Here is an 18,502-nt window from a genome sequence, read left to right on the forward strand (position 1 = left end):
TTTTTCTTGTTTTTTTCAATTATGCTACAAAGGTATCCTTTTAAGAATATCGAAGCTGTCCGCGATCGAACTTTAATGAACACGCTTGTTTTAGGGTTAGCAGCAGGCTGTTGCCTTCATAGGGTGGCCGGTATGTGGTTCCTGTGAATTTCATATGTAGCTATATCTCAACGACGACTTTACCCATTGGCTGGCCGCTTGAAAGACGATCATCGGCTTTACCGGCGTCTTCAAGGGAAAACCTCTGATCATCCAGGACCGGCTGCAAGTTGCCGGCATCGACAATCTCTGCCAGTTTTTTCAAAATTTCAGCATGGGCTTCCCGTTTGAAGTTGTGGATCATGGGAATCAGCATGAAAACAACGTGCAAAGAGAGTCCCTTGAAATGGGCCAGAGACAGATCCATCTCAACCATGGCAACCGTGGAAGCAACCTGGCCGTTGAGGGCTGCGGCTTCAAAGGAGTTGGCCATATTGGGCCCGCCCACTGAATCAAAAACCACATCAAAACCATTTCCATCCGTATGTTTTTCAACATAATCGGCAACGGTTTCCGTCTTATAATTGATGGCGGTTGCTCCCAATTTTTTAATCAAGTCCAGCTGCTTGTCACCGCCACCCGTTGCATAAACCTGGGCACCGAAATGGCATGCCAGCTGCAGGGCCACATGGCCAACGCCGCCGGAACCGCCGTGGACCAGTCCCTTCTGGCCCTGGGTAATGCCGGATCGCATCAGTCCTTCATAAGCCGTAATACCAACCAGCGGCAACGCAGCCGCTTCCCGCATGGTTAGCTTTTGGGGCTTATGGGCGATAAGGTTGGCATCAGCAACCATGTATTCGGCCAGGGTGCCGGACAGATCACCCAGCCCGTCGGCACAGCCGTATACTTCGTCCCCCACGGTATATTCCAAGACATCTTGGCCAACTTCTTCAACGATTCCGGCGAAATCCATCCCCAGAACAGCGGGAAGCACCGGTGAAATCGGCAGTCCCTTGCCCATCTGCCGAATCATTGTATCGACAGTATTGATACTGGTTGCTGCAATTTTAACCAATACATGGCCCGGTTTTACCTCTGGTTTATTGATCTTTGCTGTCTCAAATACATCGGAATTACCAAATTCTTTAATTATCATTGCTTTCATTGGTCTTTTCTCCCTGCTTATGTGTTTAAAATTTATGTCTGAGTTGAATTATTCTCTATTTGGGTTTGCAACATCGAACATCCCTTTCATAACACCGATGATCTCTTCACATTTCTCCAGATTTAACGCATCTTCGTTGTGTCCACCAGGACATGCCCGTTGTATGAAATACTCCTCAAATCAGAGTTGTATTTCAAGCTTTGTTGTGGGCGGAACGAGGTCAGAATACGGTCCGCACGTGGCGGTTATAGAAAGAGATTGACAGCTAAGAGTAAGTTGGATAATTTTGCATCTGTGTCAGGTGCCATTGGCCTAAGAGGGAATCCCGTGAAAGTCGGGAACGAGCCCATCGCTGTAATCGGGGACAAACACCGCCATGAAGTCACTGGAGGGATTGAAAGCCCAAGGGATCAATATTTTCTTTGGTTTCAATGATCCGGGAAGACGCGGTGAAGCGGACGATCCGAAAGTCAGAAGACCTGCCTGGACAATAATGGCTGTGATGCATGGGAGTGCACGCAGGCCAATGGTCTTAATGGATAAAAAGGGAAATCCACAGATTGACATTGATCGGTCTGTGGTTTTTTATTTTTAGCGAACCTAAAAAGCGAGCTATGTCATATGATACAGGTTAGAAATCTGGTTAAAACCTACAAGGATGTCAAAGCCCTGAAAGGGGTGAATGTCCATGTTAAAAAAGGTGAAATATTTGCCTATCTCGGACCCAACGGGGCCGGTAAAACCACCACCATTCGCATTCTCACCGGACTGACCCGGGCCACGGCAGGTACCTGTCTTATCAACGGCTTTGATATTGCCACCCAGACAGGGGATGCAAAAAAACAGTATGGTCTGGTGCCCCAGGCCATCAACCTGGACCAGGAGCTGACCGTGCAGGAAAATCTCTTGATCCATGGCTGGCTTTACCATATGGCATCATCGGATATTGCCGGGCGGGTTAATGAGCTACTTGACTATGTGGAATTGTCTCCCAAGAAAAAGAGTCTGGTGAAAACCTTGTCCGGGGGGATGAAACGACGATTGATGATTGCAAGGGCATTGCTGCACAGTCCCGGGGTATTGTTCCTGGATGAACCCACGGTGGGACTGGATGCCGCCATCCGTCGTAAAATCTGGACATTGATTAAAAAAATACAGCAGCAGGGAACCACCATATTTTTGACCACCCACTACATTGAGGAAGCAGAATTCCTGGCAGACCGGGTGGCATTCATTGACCAGGGTTCCATGGTGGCCCTGGATACCCCGGCCAACCTCATGGCGGCCCGGGGGGCCTGGGCCATTGACCGCCTGGTGGCAGATGTCATGGAAACCCTTTATTTTAAAACCAGGGAAGAGGCCGACACCTTTAACACCAACCGGTCGGAACAATTCACCCTAAGACGGGTCAATCTGGAAGACGCTTTTCTGGATTTGACAGGGAAAAAAGTAAAATGATACAGGGAATTATTGCCATATATGTTCGAGAGATGCTGATTCTGAAACGGCGACTGAGCCGACAGATCCCCTCCTGGTCCATCTCCCCTTTTCTTTATCTCACCGCTTTCAGCTATGCCGTGGGCCGTGGGGTCTCCATTGATGGACACTCTTACCTGGAGTTTCTCATTCCCGGACTCATTGCCATGGGATCCATGACCCAGGCCTTTGCCATTGCCAGCGAAATCAACATTGCCAGGTTTTACTGGCATATTTTTGAGGAGTTCCAGGCCGCCCCCATCAGTAAGTTTGCCTATGTGGCAGGGGAGGTACTGGCCGGGATGACAAGGGCGTTGCTTGCCATTGGTGTTATCATGGTGCTGGGGTTTTTGTTTGGTGTGCGTCTCCATTACGGTTTTGCTTTTTTCATGGCGCTTTTGCTCAACAGTTTTGTGTTTGCCTCTTTGGCTGTGGGGCTTGCCATGGTGGTGAAATCCCATGCAGACCAGGCCATGCTCACCAATTTTATCATCACCCCCATGGCATTTCTGGGGGGGACTTTCTTTCCTGTGGATCGGTTGCCCCAATGGGCCGGGGCCATTTTAAATCTGCTGCCCCTGACCCATGCATCCAAAGCCATTAGGGCCGCATGTCTGGGGGAACCGGTGAATCTGTTTTCCTATGTTCTGCTTTTTATCATTGGTTCTTTATTTTTTGGCCTTGCTGTCTGGTGTGTGGAGCGGGCCAAGGATTAACCTGTTGGAGGGGAAACGATGCATACAATACAACTTGTTTATTTCAGCGTCACCACCAATGAAATTCCCAATTTAAGCCTTGCCATCCATAAATTCCGGGAACAGGTGGGGCCCATGTCTGTGTTTGCCAGGAGCAGAACCCAGCTTGAAGACAATGAATCCTTGCAGCAGCAGTTCATTACAAAGGCCCTGGATGCTGATATTGTCATCATCACCCTCATGTCGGGCCGACGCTCCTTTCCGGCTTGGGATGCTTTTATTAAAAAGCTGGAGTTGAAACGAAAAAATGGTGAAAAAACACCCTATTTTCACGTTCAACCCACGGGCAGCAATGCCCGGTCCATGGAGATGGTGGAAGCCTTCTCCAATGGGGTTGATACCCAAAATTGGCATAATTTGAGTCGATATTATCGCTATGGCGGTGTGGACAATCTTCTGCAGATGCTCATTTCCCTCTATAATGTCAGCTTCCAGAAACAACTTGTTGTAAAACCCCCGGTGCGTCCCCCCCATGAGGGTATTTATCACCCGGACCTGGATCATATCCCCGAATTAACCGATTACAGCAATGGTTTTGATTCAGGCAAACCCACCATTGGTATCTGGTTTTACCAAAATTTCTGGGTCACTGACAACAAGGCCCACATTGATGCCCTGATCCGGGAGGTGGAAAAACAGGGTGCCAATGTCCTTTGTGTGTTTCATACCCGGTTCCGGGATAAGCTCATAAAAAGTCATGGCGCAGATTATGTGGTGGAGCACTATTTCATGGACAATGGCAGACCTGTCATTGATGCCCTTATTAATCCTGTGATGTTCAGCCTTGGCATGGTGGCACCGGAGTATAAACATCTGTTGGAAGATCTCAATGTGCCGGTGATCCAGGCATTGTGCACCGGTCGCACCATTGCCCAGTGGGAAGAAAGTGACCAGGGCTTGAATAATGTGGACATCACCATCTCCGTGGCCCAGCCAGAGTTGGACGGGGTGATCATTGGGGTGCCCGTGGCATCCAAACAGTTCAGCGGTGTGGACCCCATCACCGGCTCGGCCATTAATCGATATGTTCCCATACCGGAACGGGTTGAAAAACTGGTTAACCTGACCCTGAACTGGGCACGCCTTGGCCATAAAATCAATGCAGAAAAAAAAATCGCCATTATTTTTCATCACCATCCTCCCCGCAACGATCGCATCGGTTGTGCATCGGGTCTGGACAGCTTTGAAAGTATCAGCCAATTGTTGATGGAGATGGAAAAACAGGGATACAAACTGGAAAAAAAACATGTCTCCGGGGATGACCTTGCCCGGGAGCTCATCAATGGCATGACCTGTGACCAACGATGGCTCTTGCCCGAGCAGATGGCACAACGGGCCGTTGCCACGGCTTCTTCTGTGCAATATCTCCCCTGGCATGAAAGCCTGCCCGGGGAGATGAAAGAGAAAATGGTCCGGGACTGGGGAGCCATGCCGGGAAAACTTTTTGTCCATGAAAACAAACTGATGTTCCCCGGTATTATTAATGGCAATGTGTTTCTCACCATCCAGCCCCCCCGGGGATATTTTGAGGACATTGATAAATTATACCATGATCCCCACCTGTCGTGTCCCCATCACTATCTGGCCCATTACCGCTGGATTAAAGAAGTATTCAAGGCCGATGCCGTGCTCCACGTGGGGAAACACGGCTCATTGGAATGGCTGCCGGGCAAAGCCGTGGGGTTAAGTGAAAATTGTTATCCAGACCGGGCCATCATGGATTTGCCCAATGCCTATGTCTATATTATCAATGATCCCGGGGAGGGAACCCAGGCCAAACGACGCTCCGCTGCCTGCATTGTGGATCATCTGCCCCCGGCTTTAACCCATGCAGACATTTATGATGATCTTATTGATGTGGAGAACCTGGTTAAAGAGTACCGGGAGGCCCGGGTGCAGGATCAGGGCAAACTTGAAATCCTTTGTTCCATGGTCTGGGAAGCGGTGGCGGCGGCGGATCTGGATAAGGATCTTGGAATTGACCACACCCGGGCCATGGAAGATTTCCCCGGATTCATGGAAAAGCTCCATGAATATTTAACTGAAATCGGTGATACAGCCATCACCCGGGGACTCCATATTCTGGGACAGTCTCCCATGGGCCGGAACCTGGTGGAAACCCTGGCCCAGATGACCCGCCTTGCCAATGGCAATATTCCTTCATTGCGCAGCGCCATTGTTTCTGCACTGGGGTATGACATGGAAACCGTGACCCGGCGCCGGGGCAGTGTGGTGGACAGAAAACAAAATCTCACCGGAGGGCAGATCATTGGAAATGCCCATGCCCTGGCATTGGATCTGCTTGGGGATGTGGTTGAACTATCTTCCCATTTGATTGCTGAAAAATTCCATGGCCGTGACAATGATGGTGACGCCGGCATTCAGGCCGGAAAACTCAACATGGGTGATACAAAGGATGAGCCCGGAGAAGCAATGGTGCCGGGCAGTGGGATTAATGAAATCATTACCCGGCATATGGGACAGATGGATGGGGATATTGAAGCGGTGCTGCAATATGTTCACACCACCCTTTTGCCCCGCCTCATGGAAACCCGCCGGGAAATTACCAGTTGTCTTGACAGTTTTGACGGCAAATTTGTGCCCCCCGGACCCTCCGGTGCTCCCAGCCGGGGGCAGGCAGATATTTTGCCCACGGGCCGAAACTTTTTTTCCGTGGATCCCCAGAAGATTCCCACTCCGGCCGCATGGGAGGTGGGTAAACGGTTGGGGGATGCGCTGATTTTAAAGTACATGGAAGAACACGGTTCCTGGCCCGACAATGTGGGCGTGATCCTCTGGGCCAGCCCCACCATGCGTTCCAAAGGGGATGATATTGCTGAAATCCTTTATCTCATGGGGGTAAAACCGGTGTGGCAGGCAGGCTCCGGAAATGTGCGCGGGGTGGAGGTGATTCCCCTGTCTGAGCTGGGGCGGCCCCGCATTGATGTGACGCCCCGCATTTCCGGAATTTTCAGGGATGCCTTTCCACTGCTCATCGATCTCATTGACAAGGGGGTTCAGATGGTGGCCCGGCTAAAAGAGCCCCATGAGTCCAATTTCATCCGTGGCCATGTCACCATGGACATGGAAACCCTGGTAAAAAAGGGTATGGATACAGAAGCTGCCTTCAGGGATGCCACCTTTCGCATATTTGGTGCAGCGCCCGGCAGTTATGGGTCCGGTGTTTCCACACTGGTGGAATCCAAACAGTGGCAGACCCGGGAAGATCTTGGTGATATGTACATTAAATGGTCTTCCCATGCCTATGGTCAGAGTACCTATGGACAACCCCATACCACGGGATTTAAACGGGCCCTGGGCCGCATGTCCGCCACGGTGAAAAATGAGGACACCCGGGAAAAGGACATGATGCTGTGCACGGATTATTATAGCTATCACGGTGGGCTGATCTCCGCAGTGCAGTCGGTGAAAAATGAGCGGCCCTTTTCCATGGCCGGGGACAGTGCCGATCCCGGGCATGTAAAGGTGCGTACCACCGCTGAAGAGGCCCGGCATATTTTCAGATCCCGCCTGCTTAATCCCAAATGGATAGAAGGGTTAAAGGCCCATGGATACAAAGGGGCCGGAGATCTTTCCAAAACCATGGATATCATATTTGGCTGGGATGCCACCGCCAATGTCATTGATGATTTCATGTACCGGCGTTTTGCAGATAAAGTTCCCCTGGACAGGGAGATTCAGGAATGGATGAAGCAGGTAAATCCCTATGCCCTTCAAAACATTCTGGATAAATTACTGGAGGCGGCGGCCCGGGGGATGTGGCAGCCCGATGATGGGATGATGGCAAAAATGCAGGAGGCTTTTCTGGATGCCGAGGGCGATATTGAAGAACTGGTTGAATAGATAACAGGAGGGATATATTAAAAATGGGATGGTGGAGTGGTTTATCTGAATTCTGGCAAGGGTTTATATGCGGAGGGGTGGCTGTTCCCCTTGGAATTGTGATTATTGAAATCATGGTAAAACTTTTGCGACGACGGAAGCAGGCCTCTTTTAAAAGATAGTGTATTTTGAAAACCCTTGACACTGTCATACGGCATTGTTAGGAATGTTTATCAGGTTCCTTTAAATATAAAAGTATCTTATGGCGCATTGGGTGGCAACCTTGCTCAATTAAAACATGTTTTGGCTATCCAATGCGTAATATCGGTAATAGGGGAATTGTCTGGTCCCCTGAGCTGCTCTTGTTCTTATGCTCAGCAGGGTAAACATTATGCCGGGGGTTAAAAATGACATATGGGCTTAAAAAGTTTGTTAATATCGAACATTTCAAAAAACTTCCGGGAAAGTTTTTGTCCTTTATTCAAGTCCTGATAATATCCATTTTTGAAAATGGACTAACCAGGCTCAGATGGCCCAAAAAAACAAAATTCATTTATAACAGAGAAGGGCATTACAGAATTATCCTCAAAGCGGCCATGGACGGGTATTGGCTGACTGACCTTAACGGACGAATCCTTGATGTCAATGACGCCTATTGCCGCATGAGCGGTTACCGAGAAGAAGAACTCGTGGGAATGCACGTTTCTGATCTGGAGGTCCTTGAAACGGCAGAGCATGTGGGGCAGCGCATCCAGGAAATGCTCAAAAAAGGCTCTGATCGATTTGAATCCCGGCATCGGCGTAAAAACGGAACAGTTTTTGATGTTGAAGTCAGTATTCAGTTGCAAACTGAACTGGGAGGACGATTTGTTTGTTTTCTACGGGATATCAGCGACTACCGGCGCCTGGAGAATAAAAAAAATAAAATCGAGAAAACCCATAAAAGCCTTTTGAACAACTTGAATGCTGGAGTGATCGTTCATGGGCCGGACACGTCCATCATGGTGGCCAATCAAACCGCATGCAGACTTCTGGGGTTATCAGAAGAACAACTCATGGGAATAGGGGCAGTCAATGATCACTGGCAGTTTTTACGCAATGACGGCAGTGAAATGCCCACGGCGGAATACCCGGTCAATCGGGTATTGTCCAGTAAAAAAGAATTGCATAATCAAATCGTCGGCGCTTTACGTTCTGGAACCAATGATGTTGTCTGGGTGCTGGTAAATGGATTCCCGGTACTGAAAGAGGATGCAGTCGTTGAGCAGGTTGTGATTAGTTTTGTAGATATTACCGAGATGAAACAAGCCCAGCAATCGGTGGTTCTAACCAATGAAAAGATGAGGTTAGCAGCAAAATCGGCTCATTTCGGCATTTGGGATCTGGATGTTCAGAACAATCGGCTTGAATGGGATGACGGAATGTTTCGCCTTTATGGTTTGAACCGGGACAGTTTCTCCGGTGTATATGAAGCCTGGCAGGCAGGGGTGCATCCTGATGATCTTGAGCGCAGCAGCCAAGAGGTGGAACAGACATTAAGGGGGGAAAAGGAATTTGATACCCAATTTCGCATTGTTCGCCCCGATGGACAGGTTCGGGTCATGAAGGCCCATGCTGCCGTTTCCCGGGATAACCGTGGCAATGCGCTTCACATGACAGGAATTAATTATGACATCACAGAGAAAATTAAGTCCGAGGTGGCCTTAAAAGAGAGTGAGGAACGTTTTCGGGCATTGCATAACGCTTCTTTTGGGGGGATTGCCATCCATGACAAGGGACGAATTCTGGAATGCAACAAAGGTTTGTCAACAATTACCGGGTATGATTACCATGAATTGATCGGGATGGATGGACTGCTACTTATTTCTGATGATACCCGTCACAGGGTAAAAAGAAATATCGATACCGGCCATGAAATGCCATATGAGGCAACAGGTGTACGTAAAAATGGTGAACGCTATCCAATACGTCTGGATGCCCGGAATATCCCCTACAGGGGTAAACGTGTCAGGGTCGTAGAGTTCAGGGATATCAGTGAGGAAAAACGATCGGAAAAGGAACGGGAGGAACTCCAGCAAAGTCTTCGCCAGGCCCAGAAGATGGAGGCAGTGGGCCGACTGGCAGGGGGGGTGGCACACGATTTCAATAACATGCTCAGCGTCATCATCGGCCATGCAGGCCTGGCCTTGCTTGATGTGGATCAAAGTTCTCCTCTTTATGATCGGTTTGAGGAAATCAGGAAAGCAGCGGAACGCTCAGCTGACCTGACGCGTCAGCTTCTGGCATTTGCCCGCAAACAGACCATTTCGCCCAGGGTGCTTGACCTGAATAAAACCGTGGAGGGGATGACCCGGATGCTGCAGAGACTCATTGGCGAAGATATTGATTTGGAATGGAAACCGGGTAAAAAGGTGTGGCCGGTGAAGATGGATCCCGGTCAAGTGGATCAGATTCTCGCCAATCTCTGTATCAATGCCAGGGATGCCATCGCAGATGTTGGCAAAATCACCATTGAAACCGCCGCCGTTGTCTTTGATGAAACCTGCTGCCCTGATCATCCCGGCTTAATTCCGGGTGAATATGCCATGCTTGCCGTCAGTGATAATGGGTGCGGTATGGACCCTGAGATTTTGCCCAATATTTTTGAACCTTTTTTTACCACCAAAGTATCTGATCAGGGGACAGGGCTGGGTCTATCCATGATTTACGGTGTGGTTAAACAAAATAACGGTTTTGTTGATGTGTACAGCGAACCTGACCATGGAACCTCATTTAAACTCTACTTTCCACGCCATAAGATCGTATCTGAGGATCTGATGAATAAAAAAACATCTTTTCCCATTGAGCGCGGTAACGAGACAATTCTGATTGTGGAAGACGAATTTTCCATTCTTGCAATGACAGCTCAAATGCTTGAAAGCCTTGGGTATAAAACCTTGAAAGCACAGGCACCGGAAGAGGCCCTTCATCTGGCACAGACCCATAAGAGCGAAATCCATCTGCTTTTAACCGACGTGATTATGCCTGAAATGAATGGTCGGGATCTGGCTGAGAATATTTTGTCCATTTGTCCGGATCTGAGGTGTCTGTTCATGTCCGGCTATACCGCCAATGTCATTGCCCACCACGGCGTTCTGGAGGATGATGTTAATTTTATCCAGAAACCGTTTTCAAGAAAACAGCTTGGTACCGGTGTCCGGGAAGCATTGAGGTAAACTCGTCAGTCATAAATTTTTCGATTTGCAGCCACATAATGTGTTTCCTTGAAATTGAAATCATTCCATGGGGTATGAATTAAGATCCTGTTTAAAATGCTTGTCCAGTGGATATAGAGGGTATTGATCTTATCTGGCTGGTAAAAAGTCCTTAGTTTTGGAAGGCTTAAGACGTACAATGAATTTTATAATCAGGCATTTAATTGCGTTAAGTAAATGCTCTGAATAGAGGTGAGTATATATTGAAATTAGCGATTCGCAATGCCCTTAAAACGGATATCCTTGATGTGACACCGGCTATTATTGCGGTTTATGACACGGATTACAATATTATCTGGGTAAATAAAGCCTATCAGGAAGCGACAGGTGTATCTCTTCAGGAGGGTGAAGGGAAAAAGTGTTACTCTATTTGGGGTCTTGAAAGGCCCTGCCGTGATTGTCCGGTGATCAAGGCAATTAAAACCGGAGCACCGCACAAAGCCGAGTTAACCCCACAGAACCAGGAATGGCTGCCATCTCAAGGTTCATGGTTATCAAAAGGTTCTCCTGTGAAAGATGAAAAGGGCTGTATTATCGGGGCAGTGGCAACGCTATCTGAAATTACCGATCGCATACAGGAGGAAAAGGCCCTGGAAGAATTCTATACCGGTCTGGACGCGCAAATGCGGCAACGCACGGCAAAGTTGGCCGAAGCAGAGGAGATGTTGCGAATTGCATTTGAATGTTCCCCCATTGGAAAGGCCCTGGTAACGATTGAGGGACAATTTTTAAAAATAAATACGGCACTTTGCCGGGCCGTTGGATATTCTGAAGCGGAATTGTTGACCAAAACCTTTCAGGAAATTACCCATTCAGAGGATCTTGAGCCTGATTTTGCAAACTTGACTCAGTTATTGGCGGGTGAGGTTGGGTCCTACGAAAGGGAGAAGCGTTACCTGCATAAGCAAGGACATCTTATCTGGATACAGGTTAATGTCTCATTGGTTTGTGACAGAGAGGGAGATCCGTTATTTTTTATCGCCCAGATTCAGGATATCACCCGACGTAAGCAGGCTGAAATTGAGTTGAAAGAAAGTAGGGATCGCTTTCATTTGCTCACCGGCCAGTTGATGGATGTAACCTGGACGGCCACTGCAGATGGGGCACATATACTGGATGTCAACCATGCCTTTGAGATGATATACGGAATATCCGAGGCTGATTTTAGATCCAACCCCGGCCTGTGGTTTGAAATGGTTCATCCAGATGATAAAGCCATTGCAGAAGCCAGCACTGAAAAGTTGTTCAAAAATGGTCAGGCACAGGCCGAGTATCGCATTGTCCGGCCGGATGGTGAGATTCGCTGGATTCGTGACCGAAAGACCCTGATGCACGATAAAGAGGGACAGCCGGTGCTTATCGGGGGCATCGGCAGCGACATTACAGCAACAAAGACCCAGGAAATGGAAAAAACAAAGCTTCAGGAACAGTTGTTCCAGGCCCAGAAGATGGAATCGGTGGGGCGCTTAGCTGGCGGAGTGGCCCACGATTACAACAACATGCTCAGCGTAATTACAGGCTATACTGAACTTGCCATGGATGAGGTGGAACCGAATGATCTGATTCATGAAAATCTCCAGGAAATTTTATCTGCTGCCAATCGCTCTGCGGACATTACCCGGCAATTGCTGGCCTTTGCACGCAAACAAACCATTGCTCCGGAAGTCGTCGATTTGAACACCACCGTGGAAAATATGCTTAAGATGCTCCGGCGGCTCATCGGAGAGGATATTGATTTGGTGTGGAAAGCCGGGTCAGCTCTATGGACGATAAAAATTGATCCGGCTCAGCTTGACCAGATTTTGGCCAATCTTTGCGTTAATGCCCGGGATGCCATTGCCGATGTGGGTAAAATTACCATTAAAACCCAGAACGTCGTATTTGACGAAGCCTATTGTGCTGTTCATAAAGGCTTTCTTCCGGGAGAATATGTGATGCTGGCACTCAGAGATGACGGCGATGGTATGAACAAAGAGACCCGTGATCAGATTTTTGATCCTTTTTTTACCACAAAGCAGCTCGGCCGGGGAACCGGCTTGGGACTATCCATAGTATATGGTATTGTTAAACAAAATAATGGGTTTATCAACGTCTGCAGTGAACTGGGTGAAGGAACCACTTTTGAGCTCTACTTTCCCCGGTACCTGGGAAAGGCAGACAGAAGTCAATCCCAGAGCATAGCAGAAATTCCCCATGGAAATGGTGAGACTGTTCTGGTGGTAGAGGACGAGGTGTCGATTTTGGCCCTTATGCGAAAAATACTGGAAGGATTGAACTATAGGGTGTTGACCGCAGCTACTCCTGGCGACGCCCTGAGCATGGCCAGAGAACACTCTGAAAAAATTCTTTTACTCATAACAGACGTGGTGATGCCCGGGATGAACGGCAGGGAGCTTGCTGAACAGCTACAGGTTCTTTTCCCGGCTCTCAAATGTTTGTTTATGTCCGGCTACACAGCCAACGTTATAGCCCGCCACGGTGTTTTGGAGAAAGGGGTGCATTTTCTTCAAAAACCGGCTTCCAAAAGGGAGCTGGCCGTTAAAGTCAGAGATGTGCTGGAACATTCCAAATGAACGGGAAATGGGGTATTCCGCGGTTATAAAAATGAAAAATCAGAGGATGAAAAGCAAACCATACAATAAAACCATTTGGAATGTTGCTTAAAATTTACAAGAATGTCGTTTTCGTGTTTGGTATACTCTTCTTGTCATTTCTATTAAAGATGTGATAATACCTTCTTTTTGTGTATAAGATATCAAGAGCTTGAGTATTAAGCAAAATTGATTTTTTTAATTATCAGGAGAGTATTTTACCATGTTGAAAAAAAGTATAATGATTGCGTTAATTCTTTTCATGTGTGTTCCCAGTGCATTTTCACAAACAAACATCACCGTTGCCTCTGATGCCACATGGCCCCCCATGGAGTATGTGAACAAAGACAAAACCATCACAGGTTTTGCCCCGGAACTGCTGGCTGCCATGGAAAAGGTCAGTGATATTAAGTTTGATATTCGAAACACAGCCTGGGACGGTATTTTTGCAGGCCTTGCCGCAGGTAAGTATGACATGATTGCATCCTCTGTTTCCATCACAGACGTCCGTAAGAAGGTCATGACTTTCAGTGATCCTTATTTTGAAGTAAAGCAGGGTGTCATCGCAAAAAAAGGTGCAAATATTAAATCCAAGGCAGATTTGGCCGGTAAAAAAGCCGGTGCCCAGATCGGCACCACAGGCTTCCTGGTGACACGAAAAATCAAAGGGGTTACCATGAAATCCTATGATGAAATCGGCCTTGCTGTGGAAGATTTATATAACGGTCGCATTGATGTTGTGGTGTGTGATGATGCTGTTGCTGCCGATTATGCGCTTACAAATGAACAGTATTCCAAGGATTTGTCCCTTGCTTTTTTGTTGAAATCTGATACCCCGGAATATCTGGGTTTTGCTTTTAAAAAAGGCGCATCCCAGGATAAACTCAAACTGGTTAATGATGCTTTGAAAAAAGTAAAAGAGTCCGGTGAATACGATAGAATTTTTAATAAATGGTTCTAATCAATTAAATTTCCGGTATATATTTTGTAAATATTCGGGTTGGTTTTGTAAATGTTTGGCCAGTGCCCATCTTCGCTTAGTTGGGACTGCGTAGCATACTATTGCTATGTGAGCAGGTCCAAATGAGTGAAGATAGTGTACTGCCCGAATATTTACATATTTTTGTTACCGGAGAGAATGAAAAGGTAGCTGCTTTTTCACATAAAAAAAATAATAATCTGGAGTGCCAAAATGGCAGACAAAAGTCATCCCATTAACATAGAAGTCGGCGACGGTGCAGCCATCCCTGTAAAAAAAGACAAAGGACTGGTAAATGCCTGGTCCATATCCTTTTTTGGCGCCATTGGTTGTATTATTTATCTCTGCCTCGTAGACCCGGATATGTATTGGGAAGTGTTAAAATTCTTACCGGACGGAATCCTGGTCACCTTTCAGGTCACCATTGCCTCCATTTTTCTGTCTTTAATTATAGGGCTTTTCACCGGTTTGGGACGTATTTCAGACAACAAAATAATCAATACCGTTGCATCAACCTATGTGGAGATTGTGCGGGGTATTCCTTTGTTGGTTCAGCTTTTTTATATTTATTACGCCCTGGGGCGTTTTGAATTTTTGCAGATCTCAGAATTACCGTCAGCCATCATTGCCATGGGAATCTGTTATGGCGCTTATATGGGAGAGGTGTTCAGGGCCGGAATTGCATCCATTGACAAAGGGCAGGGCGAAGCGGCCCGATCCCTTGGATTTAACAAGACGCAAACCATGTTCATGGTTATTTTACCCCAGTCATGGAAAACCATTCTTCCTCCTGTGGGAAATGAATTTATTGCCCTTTTAAAGGACAGTTCCCTTGTTTCCATTCTGGCCGTTGCCGATATATTGAGGCGGGGACGTGAGTTTGCCAGCGTGACTTTCAGTTATTTTGAGGCATACACCATGGTTGCCCTGGTATATCTTGTGATTACCCTTATTTTATCCAAAGCCGTAAGCAAAATGGAAGAAAGGTTAAATTATTATGAAGGCTACTGATGCCATTATTCAAATAAAAGACGTTTATAAATATTTTGGTAACTTATGCGCCTTGGATGACATTAATCTTGATATTTCACCCGGGGAAAAAGTGGTGGTCATCGGCCCTTCCGGTTCTGGAAAGTCAACCATGCTGCGCTCCATTAACCGCCTGGAGGAGATAGACAAGGGCCATATCATCATTGACGGCAAAGATATAAATGATAGAGATAACGATATCAATGCCATTCGCCAGGAACTTGGCATGGTTTTTCAAAGCTTTAACCTTTTTCCCCATAAAACCGTGCTGGGAAATCTTATGATGGCCCCCATGAAATTGAAAAAGCTGTCAAAAAATGAAGCTGAAAAAATTGCCATGGAACTTCTGCATAAAGTGGGAATCAGTGATAAAGCCCACGTATATCCCAAAATGTTATCCGGTGGTCAGCAGCAACGGGTGGCCATTGCCAGGGCTTTGGCAATGAATCCCAAAATAATGCTTTTTGATGAACCCACGTCTGCCCTTGATCCTGAAATGATCGGTGAGGTACTGGATGTTATGGTGAATCTTGCCAAGGAGGGGATGACAATGGTTTGTGTCACCCATGAAATGGGATTTGCCAGGGAAGTTGCCGATAAAGTGATTTTTATGGATAAAGGAAAAATCATTGAGACCGGTACGCCAGAGCATTTTTTCAGTGCCCCTGAGCACGATAGAACCAAATTATTTCTATCCCAGATTTTGTAAATTAAGCTATGCTGCTGCATTGTCATCACTTGATTTTAGGGTTGCCCGTTTTCAAATATGCTGCGGCGTAATACTCTGTCGCATGTTTAATTCTAAATCTTGCCTTGACTGTACACTACTGCAACGTCAAGTCTTAATTTTAGGATAGCTGATTCTGAACAGGTCAGGGATACACTGCTCTGGGAGATCTATCATTCTAAATCCCGGCCTTTACTATGCACTACTTTTTTTCATGGGGGGGATATTTTATGTGTGATCAAAATACTCCAATCTGTTTTAAACATCTTCCGGATAAAACAGATCCCGTAGCGCCGCCATCCCAACAAAGCCGGGAAGAGTCCCAAGAAGATGAGGTTTTTGACCGGGGTATCCTTTGTGCGGCATGTGGGCATCTCATCACCCATGGAAATGAAGAAATTTCCATAAATGGGGCCCACCGGCACGTGTTTGCCAATCCATATGGTCTGGTTTTTGAAACTGCATGTTATAAAAAAGCCATGGGATGCGTGGTCACAGGACAGCCATCGGATGAATTTACCTGGTTCCCCGGTTATCGGTGGCAGATTGCCCATTGCAGGGGATGTTTCAACCATCTCGGATGGCGATTTTCATCCGCTTCAAACGTTTTTTTCTGCCTGATATCTCATCAGTTAATATGATTCTCGTCCCCGGGTCAGATTTAGCCTGTGGAAAAAATATTGACAGATATGGATGGGTTGGGTACTTTTGTTCTGTTTCAGGTGCCATTGGCCCAACAGGGAATCCCGTGAAAATCGGGAACGAGCCCATCGCTGTAATCGGGGACTAACACTGCAATTATGTCACTGGAAGGCATGGAACGGTGAGGAATAACTCCTTATCTCCATGTTCCGGGAAGACGCGGTGAAGCGGATGATCCGAAAGTCAGAAGACCTGCCTGAAAAAAAGGAAGATGATGCATGGGAATGCGCATGGTCCAATGGTCTAATGGATAAAAAAGGGAAATCCACGGATTGATGGTTATCGGTCCGTGGATTTTTGTTTTTGGCGGGCTGAAAATTCAAAAAAAGGAAAGAAAAATGATATAACCGCCATGGGCGGACCGTACTCCAAACCGGCTCTGCCCACAACAAAGCATGAAATACGCCTCTGATTGGCGGAGTATTTCATATAAAGGAGAGTGAGCAATGGAAAAAGGGTTACTCATGGTAAATACCGGAAACGGTAAAGGAAAAACAACCGCGGCCCTGGGTCAGACATTCCGGGCACTGGGTCATGGCAAAAAAATCTGCATCATTCAGTTTATTAAAGGAGACTGGAAGTACGGGGAACTTTATTCCATGGAAAGATTCATTGATCTGGTGGATTTTTATGTCATGGGTAATGGATTTACTTTTAAATCCAATGATCTTGAAAAGGACAGAACCATTGCCCTTAAAGGATGGGACCTGGCCAGGGAAAAACTTGTGTCCAATGAGTATTTCATGGTCCTTTTGGATGAGCTCACCTACCTGATGACCCTTGGGTTTCTGGAAACGGAAACCATTTTAGACACCATTACCCATCGAAGAGAGGATCTTCATGTGGTGGTTACCGGACGATATGCCCCCCAGAAGCTCATTGACTCCGCAGACCTTGTCACAGACATGCATGAGGTGAAACATCCTTATCAGAATGGAATCCTTGCCCAAAAAGGAATTGAATTTTAAGGTATGCTTTATTTTTCAGTTTACATTTTTGAAAAAGATATACCCATTTCCCGGGAAAATTTGATTAAAAAATTTAAACTGCTTTTAACGTTGTATGAAAGATGCCGATTTTAGATTTAAAATTATTTATCAGGAGTATATATGAGCCAAGTTGATCGCCACAAAGACCGACAAGAAGTTCCCATTATTCTCACCGCCTTTGGCACCACTGCCAAAGCTTTTTCAACCTATGAAAAAATGGACGCTGTTTTTAAAGAAGAATTTCCCAACCTGAATATCATATGGACATACTCTTCCCGCATGGTAAAATATGCGTTAAAAAAGGATAAAAATCTTGACTTAAAAGATCCCGGAGAGGTCCTGTCCGAACTTCAGAACCGGGGCTGTCAATGGGCTGTTCTTCAGTCGTTACACCTCATCGGAGGGCATGAGCTTCATCGTCTGGCTGCCGAGCGTAACCAGGTGGACATGCGTCTTTCCCTTGGACTTCCCCTGCTCTCTTCTCCCAGAGATTACCAAGAAGTGGCAAAGGCCCTGGCACCGGTGGTTCAGAAAAATGAAGATGAAGCTGTTGTGGTGGTGGGACACGGAACGGATCATCCCTCCTGGACCTCTTATTTTGCCCTGGAAGCCATCATGAGAAAAGAGTATGGTCCCCGGGTGTTCAGCGGTGTGGTGGAGGGATTCCCCGAGATGGAAGAGACCCTGGACAGGATTTTGAAAAGGGGATTTAAAAAAGTTCGCATTATTCCTTTGATGCTGGTGGCTGGGGTCCATTTCATCGAAGACTTGACCCAAGAGGAAGATTCCTGGCAAAAGACATTTGAAGCAAAAGGCCTTGAGGTGTCTGTGGTTCCCCACGGGGTGGGTCACCTGGATGGGGTCACCCGGGTTTTTTGCAGACATATCAGTGAAGCACTGGACGTTATTCCCCTTTAATGTCAAAATGGGGATGTTTTTTCTTTGTTGTGGGCGGACCGGTGTCAGAAAAAGGGTTCGCCCCGGCAGTTACACCCATAATGTAAATTGGT

Annotated in this window: 14 protein-coding genes and 2 riboswitches; of the genes, 12 read left to right on the forward strand and 2 right to left on the reverse strand. The window is 47.0% G+C overall.

All coding sequences use genetic code 11. The annotated features are described in order from the left end of the window. Positions 1 to 160 precede the first annotated feature (160 nt). Positions 161 to 1,147 (reverse strand): zinc-dependent alcohol dehydrogenase family protein, encoded by a 987-nt coding sequence (locus tag B9A32_RS17675; RefSeq protein WP_084071291.1) that lies wholly within the window; start codon positions 1,145 to 1,147, stop codon positions 161 to 163. A 282-nt stretch (positions 1,148 to 1,429) separates the two neighbouring features. Then, positions 1,430 to 1,648, forward strand: a riboswitch (cobalamin riboswitch). A 120-nt stretch (positions 1,649 to 1,768) separates the two neighbouring features. On the opposite strand from B9A32_RS17675, the gene B9A32_RS17680 reads away from it, so the two are divergent. The 10 genes from B9A32_RS17680 to B9A32_RS17720 all read left to right on the forward strand — a co-directional run bounded on the left by B9A32_RS17680 (position 1,769) and on the right by B9A32_RS17720 (position 16,442). Next, complete coding sequence (locus tag B9A32_RS17680; protein WP_084071292.1) at positions 1,769 to 2,605, forward strand: ABC transporter ATP-binding protein; 837 nt, start codon at positions 1,769 to 1,771, stop codon at positions 2,603 to 2,605. Beyond that, complete coding sequence (locus tag B9A32_RS17685) at positions 2,602 to 3,339, forward strand: ABC transporter permease (protein WP_084071293.1); 738 nt, start codon at positions 2,602 to 2,604, stop codon at positions 3,337 to 3,339. Before B9A32_RS17680 ends, B9A32_RS17685 begins: the two co-directional genes overlap by 4 nt. Before the next feature lie 18 nt (positions 3,340 to 3,357). Next, complete coding sequence (gene cobN / locus B9A32_RS17690; protein WP_084071294.1) at positions 3,358 to 7,242, forward strand: cobaltochelatase subunit CobN; 3,885 nt, start codon at positions 3,358 to 3,360, stop codon at positions 7,240 to 7,242. Between the two features lie 23 nt (positions 7,243 to 7,265). Continuing rightward, positions 7,266 to 7,403, forward strand: coding sequence for a hypothetical protein (locus B9A32_RS21420; protein ID WP_170923890.1), 138 nt, complete (start codon positions 7,266 to 7,268; stop codon positions 7,401 to 7,403). Positions 7,404 to 7,628: 225 nt separating this feature from the next. Continuing rightward, complete coding sequence (locus tag B9A32_RS17695) at positions 7,629 to 10,436, forward strand: PAS domain-containing hybrid sensor histidine kinase/response regulator (protein WP_084071295.1); 2,808 nt, start codon at positions 7,629 to 7,631, stop codon at positions 10,434 to 10,436. Positions 10,437 to 10,678: 242 nt separating this feature from the next. Next, complete coding sequence (locus tag B9A32_RS17700) at positions 10,679 to 13,048, forward strand: PAS domain-containing hybrid sensor histidine kinase/response regulator (protein ID WP_084071296.1); 2,370 nt, start codon at positions 10,679 to 10,681, stop codon at positions 13,046 to 13,048. 259 nt (positions 13,049 to 13,307) lie between these two features. Beyond that, a complete protein-coding gene (locus B9A32_RS17705) occupies positions 13,308 to 14,027 on the forward strand; it encodes a basic amino acid ABC transporter substrate-binding protein (protein ID WP_232367222.1) in 720 nt (239 codons plus the stop codon). Between the two features lie 231 nt (positions 14,028 to 14,258). Beyond that, on the forward strand, positions 14,259 to 15,056 hold the full coding sequence (locus tag B9A32_RS17710; RefSeq protein WP_084071298.1) for an amino acid ABC transporter permease: 798 nt from the start codon (positions 14,259 to 14,261) through the stop codon (positions 15,054 to 15,056). Then, positions 15,043 to 15,783: an amino acid ABC transporter ATP-binding protein gene (locus tag B9A32_RS17715; RefSeq protein ID WP_084071299.1), complete on the forward strand. Its 741-nt coding sequence runs from the start codon at positions 15,043 to 15,045 to the stop codon at positions 15,781 to 15,783. Before B9A32_RS17710 ends, B9A32_RS17715 begins: the two co-directional genes overlap by 14 nt. 248 nt (positions 15,784 to 16,031) lie before the next feature. After that, positions 16,032 to 16,442: a cereblon family protein gene (locus B9A32_RS17720; RefSeq protein WP_084071300.1), complete on the forward strand. Its 411-nt coding sequence runs from the start codon at positions 16,032 to 16,034 to the stop codon at positions 16,440 to 16,442. Positions 16,443 to 16,504: 62 nt separating this feature from the next. Further along, positions 16,505 to 16,717, forward strand: a riboswitch (cobalamin riboswitch). A 65-nt stretch (positions 16,718 to 16,782) separates the two neighbouring features. Here B9A32_RS17720 and B9A32_RS21925 read toward each other — a convergent pair. Continuing rightward, positions 16,783 to 16,932: a hypothetical protein gene (locus B9A32_RS21925; RefSeq protein ID WP_212637997.1), complete on the reverse strand. Its 150-nt coding sequence runs from the start codon at positions 16,930 to 16,932 to the stop codon at positions 16,783 to 16,785. Positions 16,933 to 16,949: 17 nt separating this feature from the next. On the opposite strand from B9A32_RS21925, the gene cobO reads away from it, so the two are divergent. After that, positions 16,950 to 17,471, forward strand: a complete 522-nt coding sequence (cobO, locus tag B9A32_RS17725; RefSeq protein WP_084071301.1) for a cob(I)yrinic acid a,c-diamide adenosyltransferase — start codon at positions 16,950 to 16,952, stop codon at positions 17,469 to 17,471. A 141-nt stretch (positions 17,472 to 17,612) separates the two neighbouring features. Further along, the gene (locus B9A32_RS17730) at positions 17,613 to 18,410 is read left to right on the forward strand and encodes a sirohydrochlorin cobaltochelatase (protein WP_084071302.1); all 798 of its coding nucleotides are present in this window, start codon (positions 17,613 to 17,615) and stop codon (positions 18,408 to 18,410) included. The last annotated feature ends 92 nt before the right edge of the window (positions 18,411 to 18,502 follow it).

The sequence above is a fragment of the Desulfocicer vacuolatum DSM 3385 genome (assembly GCF_900176365.1).
GTDB lineage: Bacteria > Desulfobacterota > Desulfobacteria > Desulfobacterales > Desulfobacteraceae > Desulfocicer > Desulfocicer vacuolatum.

Coding starts and splice junctions, on each gene's coding strand:
- B9A32_RS17675 (WP_084071291.1), bottom strand. CDS start 1,147: ATGAAAGCAATGATAATTAAAGAATTTGGTAATTCCGATGTATTTGAG.
- B9A32_RS17720 (WP_084071300.1), top strand. CDS start 16,032: ATGTGTGATCAAAATACTCCAATCTGTTTTAAACATCTTCCGGATAAA.
- B9A32_RS21925 (WP_212637997.1), bottom strand. CDS start 16,932: ATGAAATACTCCGCCAATCAGAGGCGTATTTCATGCTTTGTTGTGGGC.
- B9A32_RS17680 (WP_084071292.1), top strand. CDS start 1,769: ATGATACAGGTTAGAAATCTGGTTAAAACCTACAAGGATGTCAAAGCC.
- B9A32_RS21420 (WP_170923890.1), top strand. CDS start 7,266: ATGGGATGGTGGAGTGGTTTATCTGAATTCTGGCAAGGGTTTATATGC.
- B9A32_RS17685 (WP_084071293.1), top strand. CDS start 2,602: ATGATACAGGGAATTATTGCCATATATGTTCGAGAGATGCTGATTCTG.
- cobN (WP_084071294.1), top strand. CDS start 3,358: ATGCATACAATACAACTTGTTTATTTCAGCGTCACCACCAATGAAATT.
- B9A32_RS17695 (WP_084071295.1), top strand. CDS start 7,629: ATGACATATGGGCTTAAAAAGTTTGTTAATATCGAACATTTCAAAAAA.
- B9A32_RS17715 (WP_084071299.1), top strand. CDS start 15,043: ATGAAGGCTACTGATGCCATTATTCAAATAAAAGACGTTTATAAATAT.
- cobO (WP_084071301.1), top strand. CDS start 16,950: ATGGAAAAAGGGTTACTCATGGTAAATACCGGAAACGGTAAAGGAAAA.
- B9A32_RS17710 (WP_084071298.1), top strand. CDS start 14,259: ATGGCAGACAAAAGTCATCCCATTAACATAGAAGTCGGCGACGGTGCA.
- B9A32_RS17705 (WP_232367222.1), top strand. CDS start 13,308: ATGATTGCGTTAATTCTTTTCATGTGTGTTCCCAGTGCATTTTCACAA.
- B9A32_RS17730 (WP_084071302.1), top strand. CDS start 17,613: ATGAGCCAAGTTGATCGCCACAAAGACCGACAAGAAGTTCCCATTATT.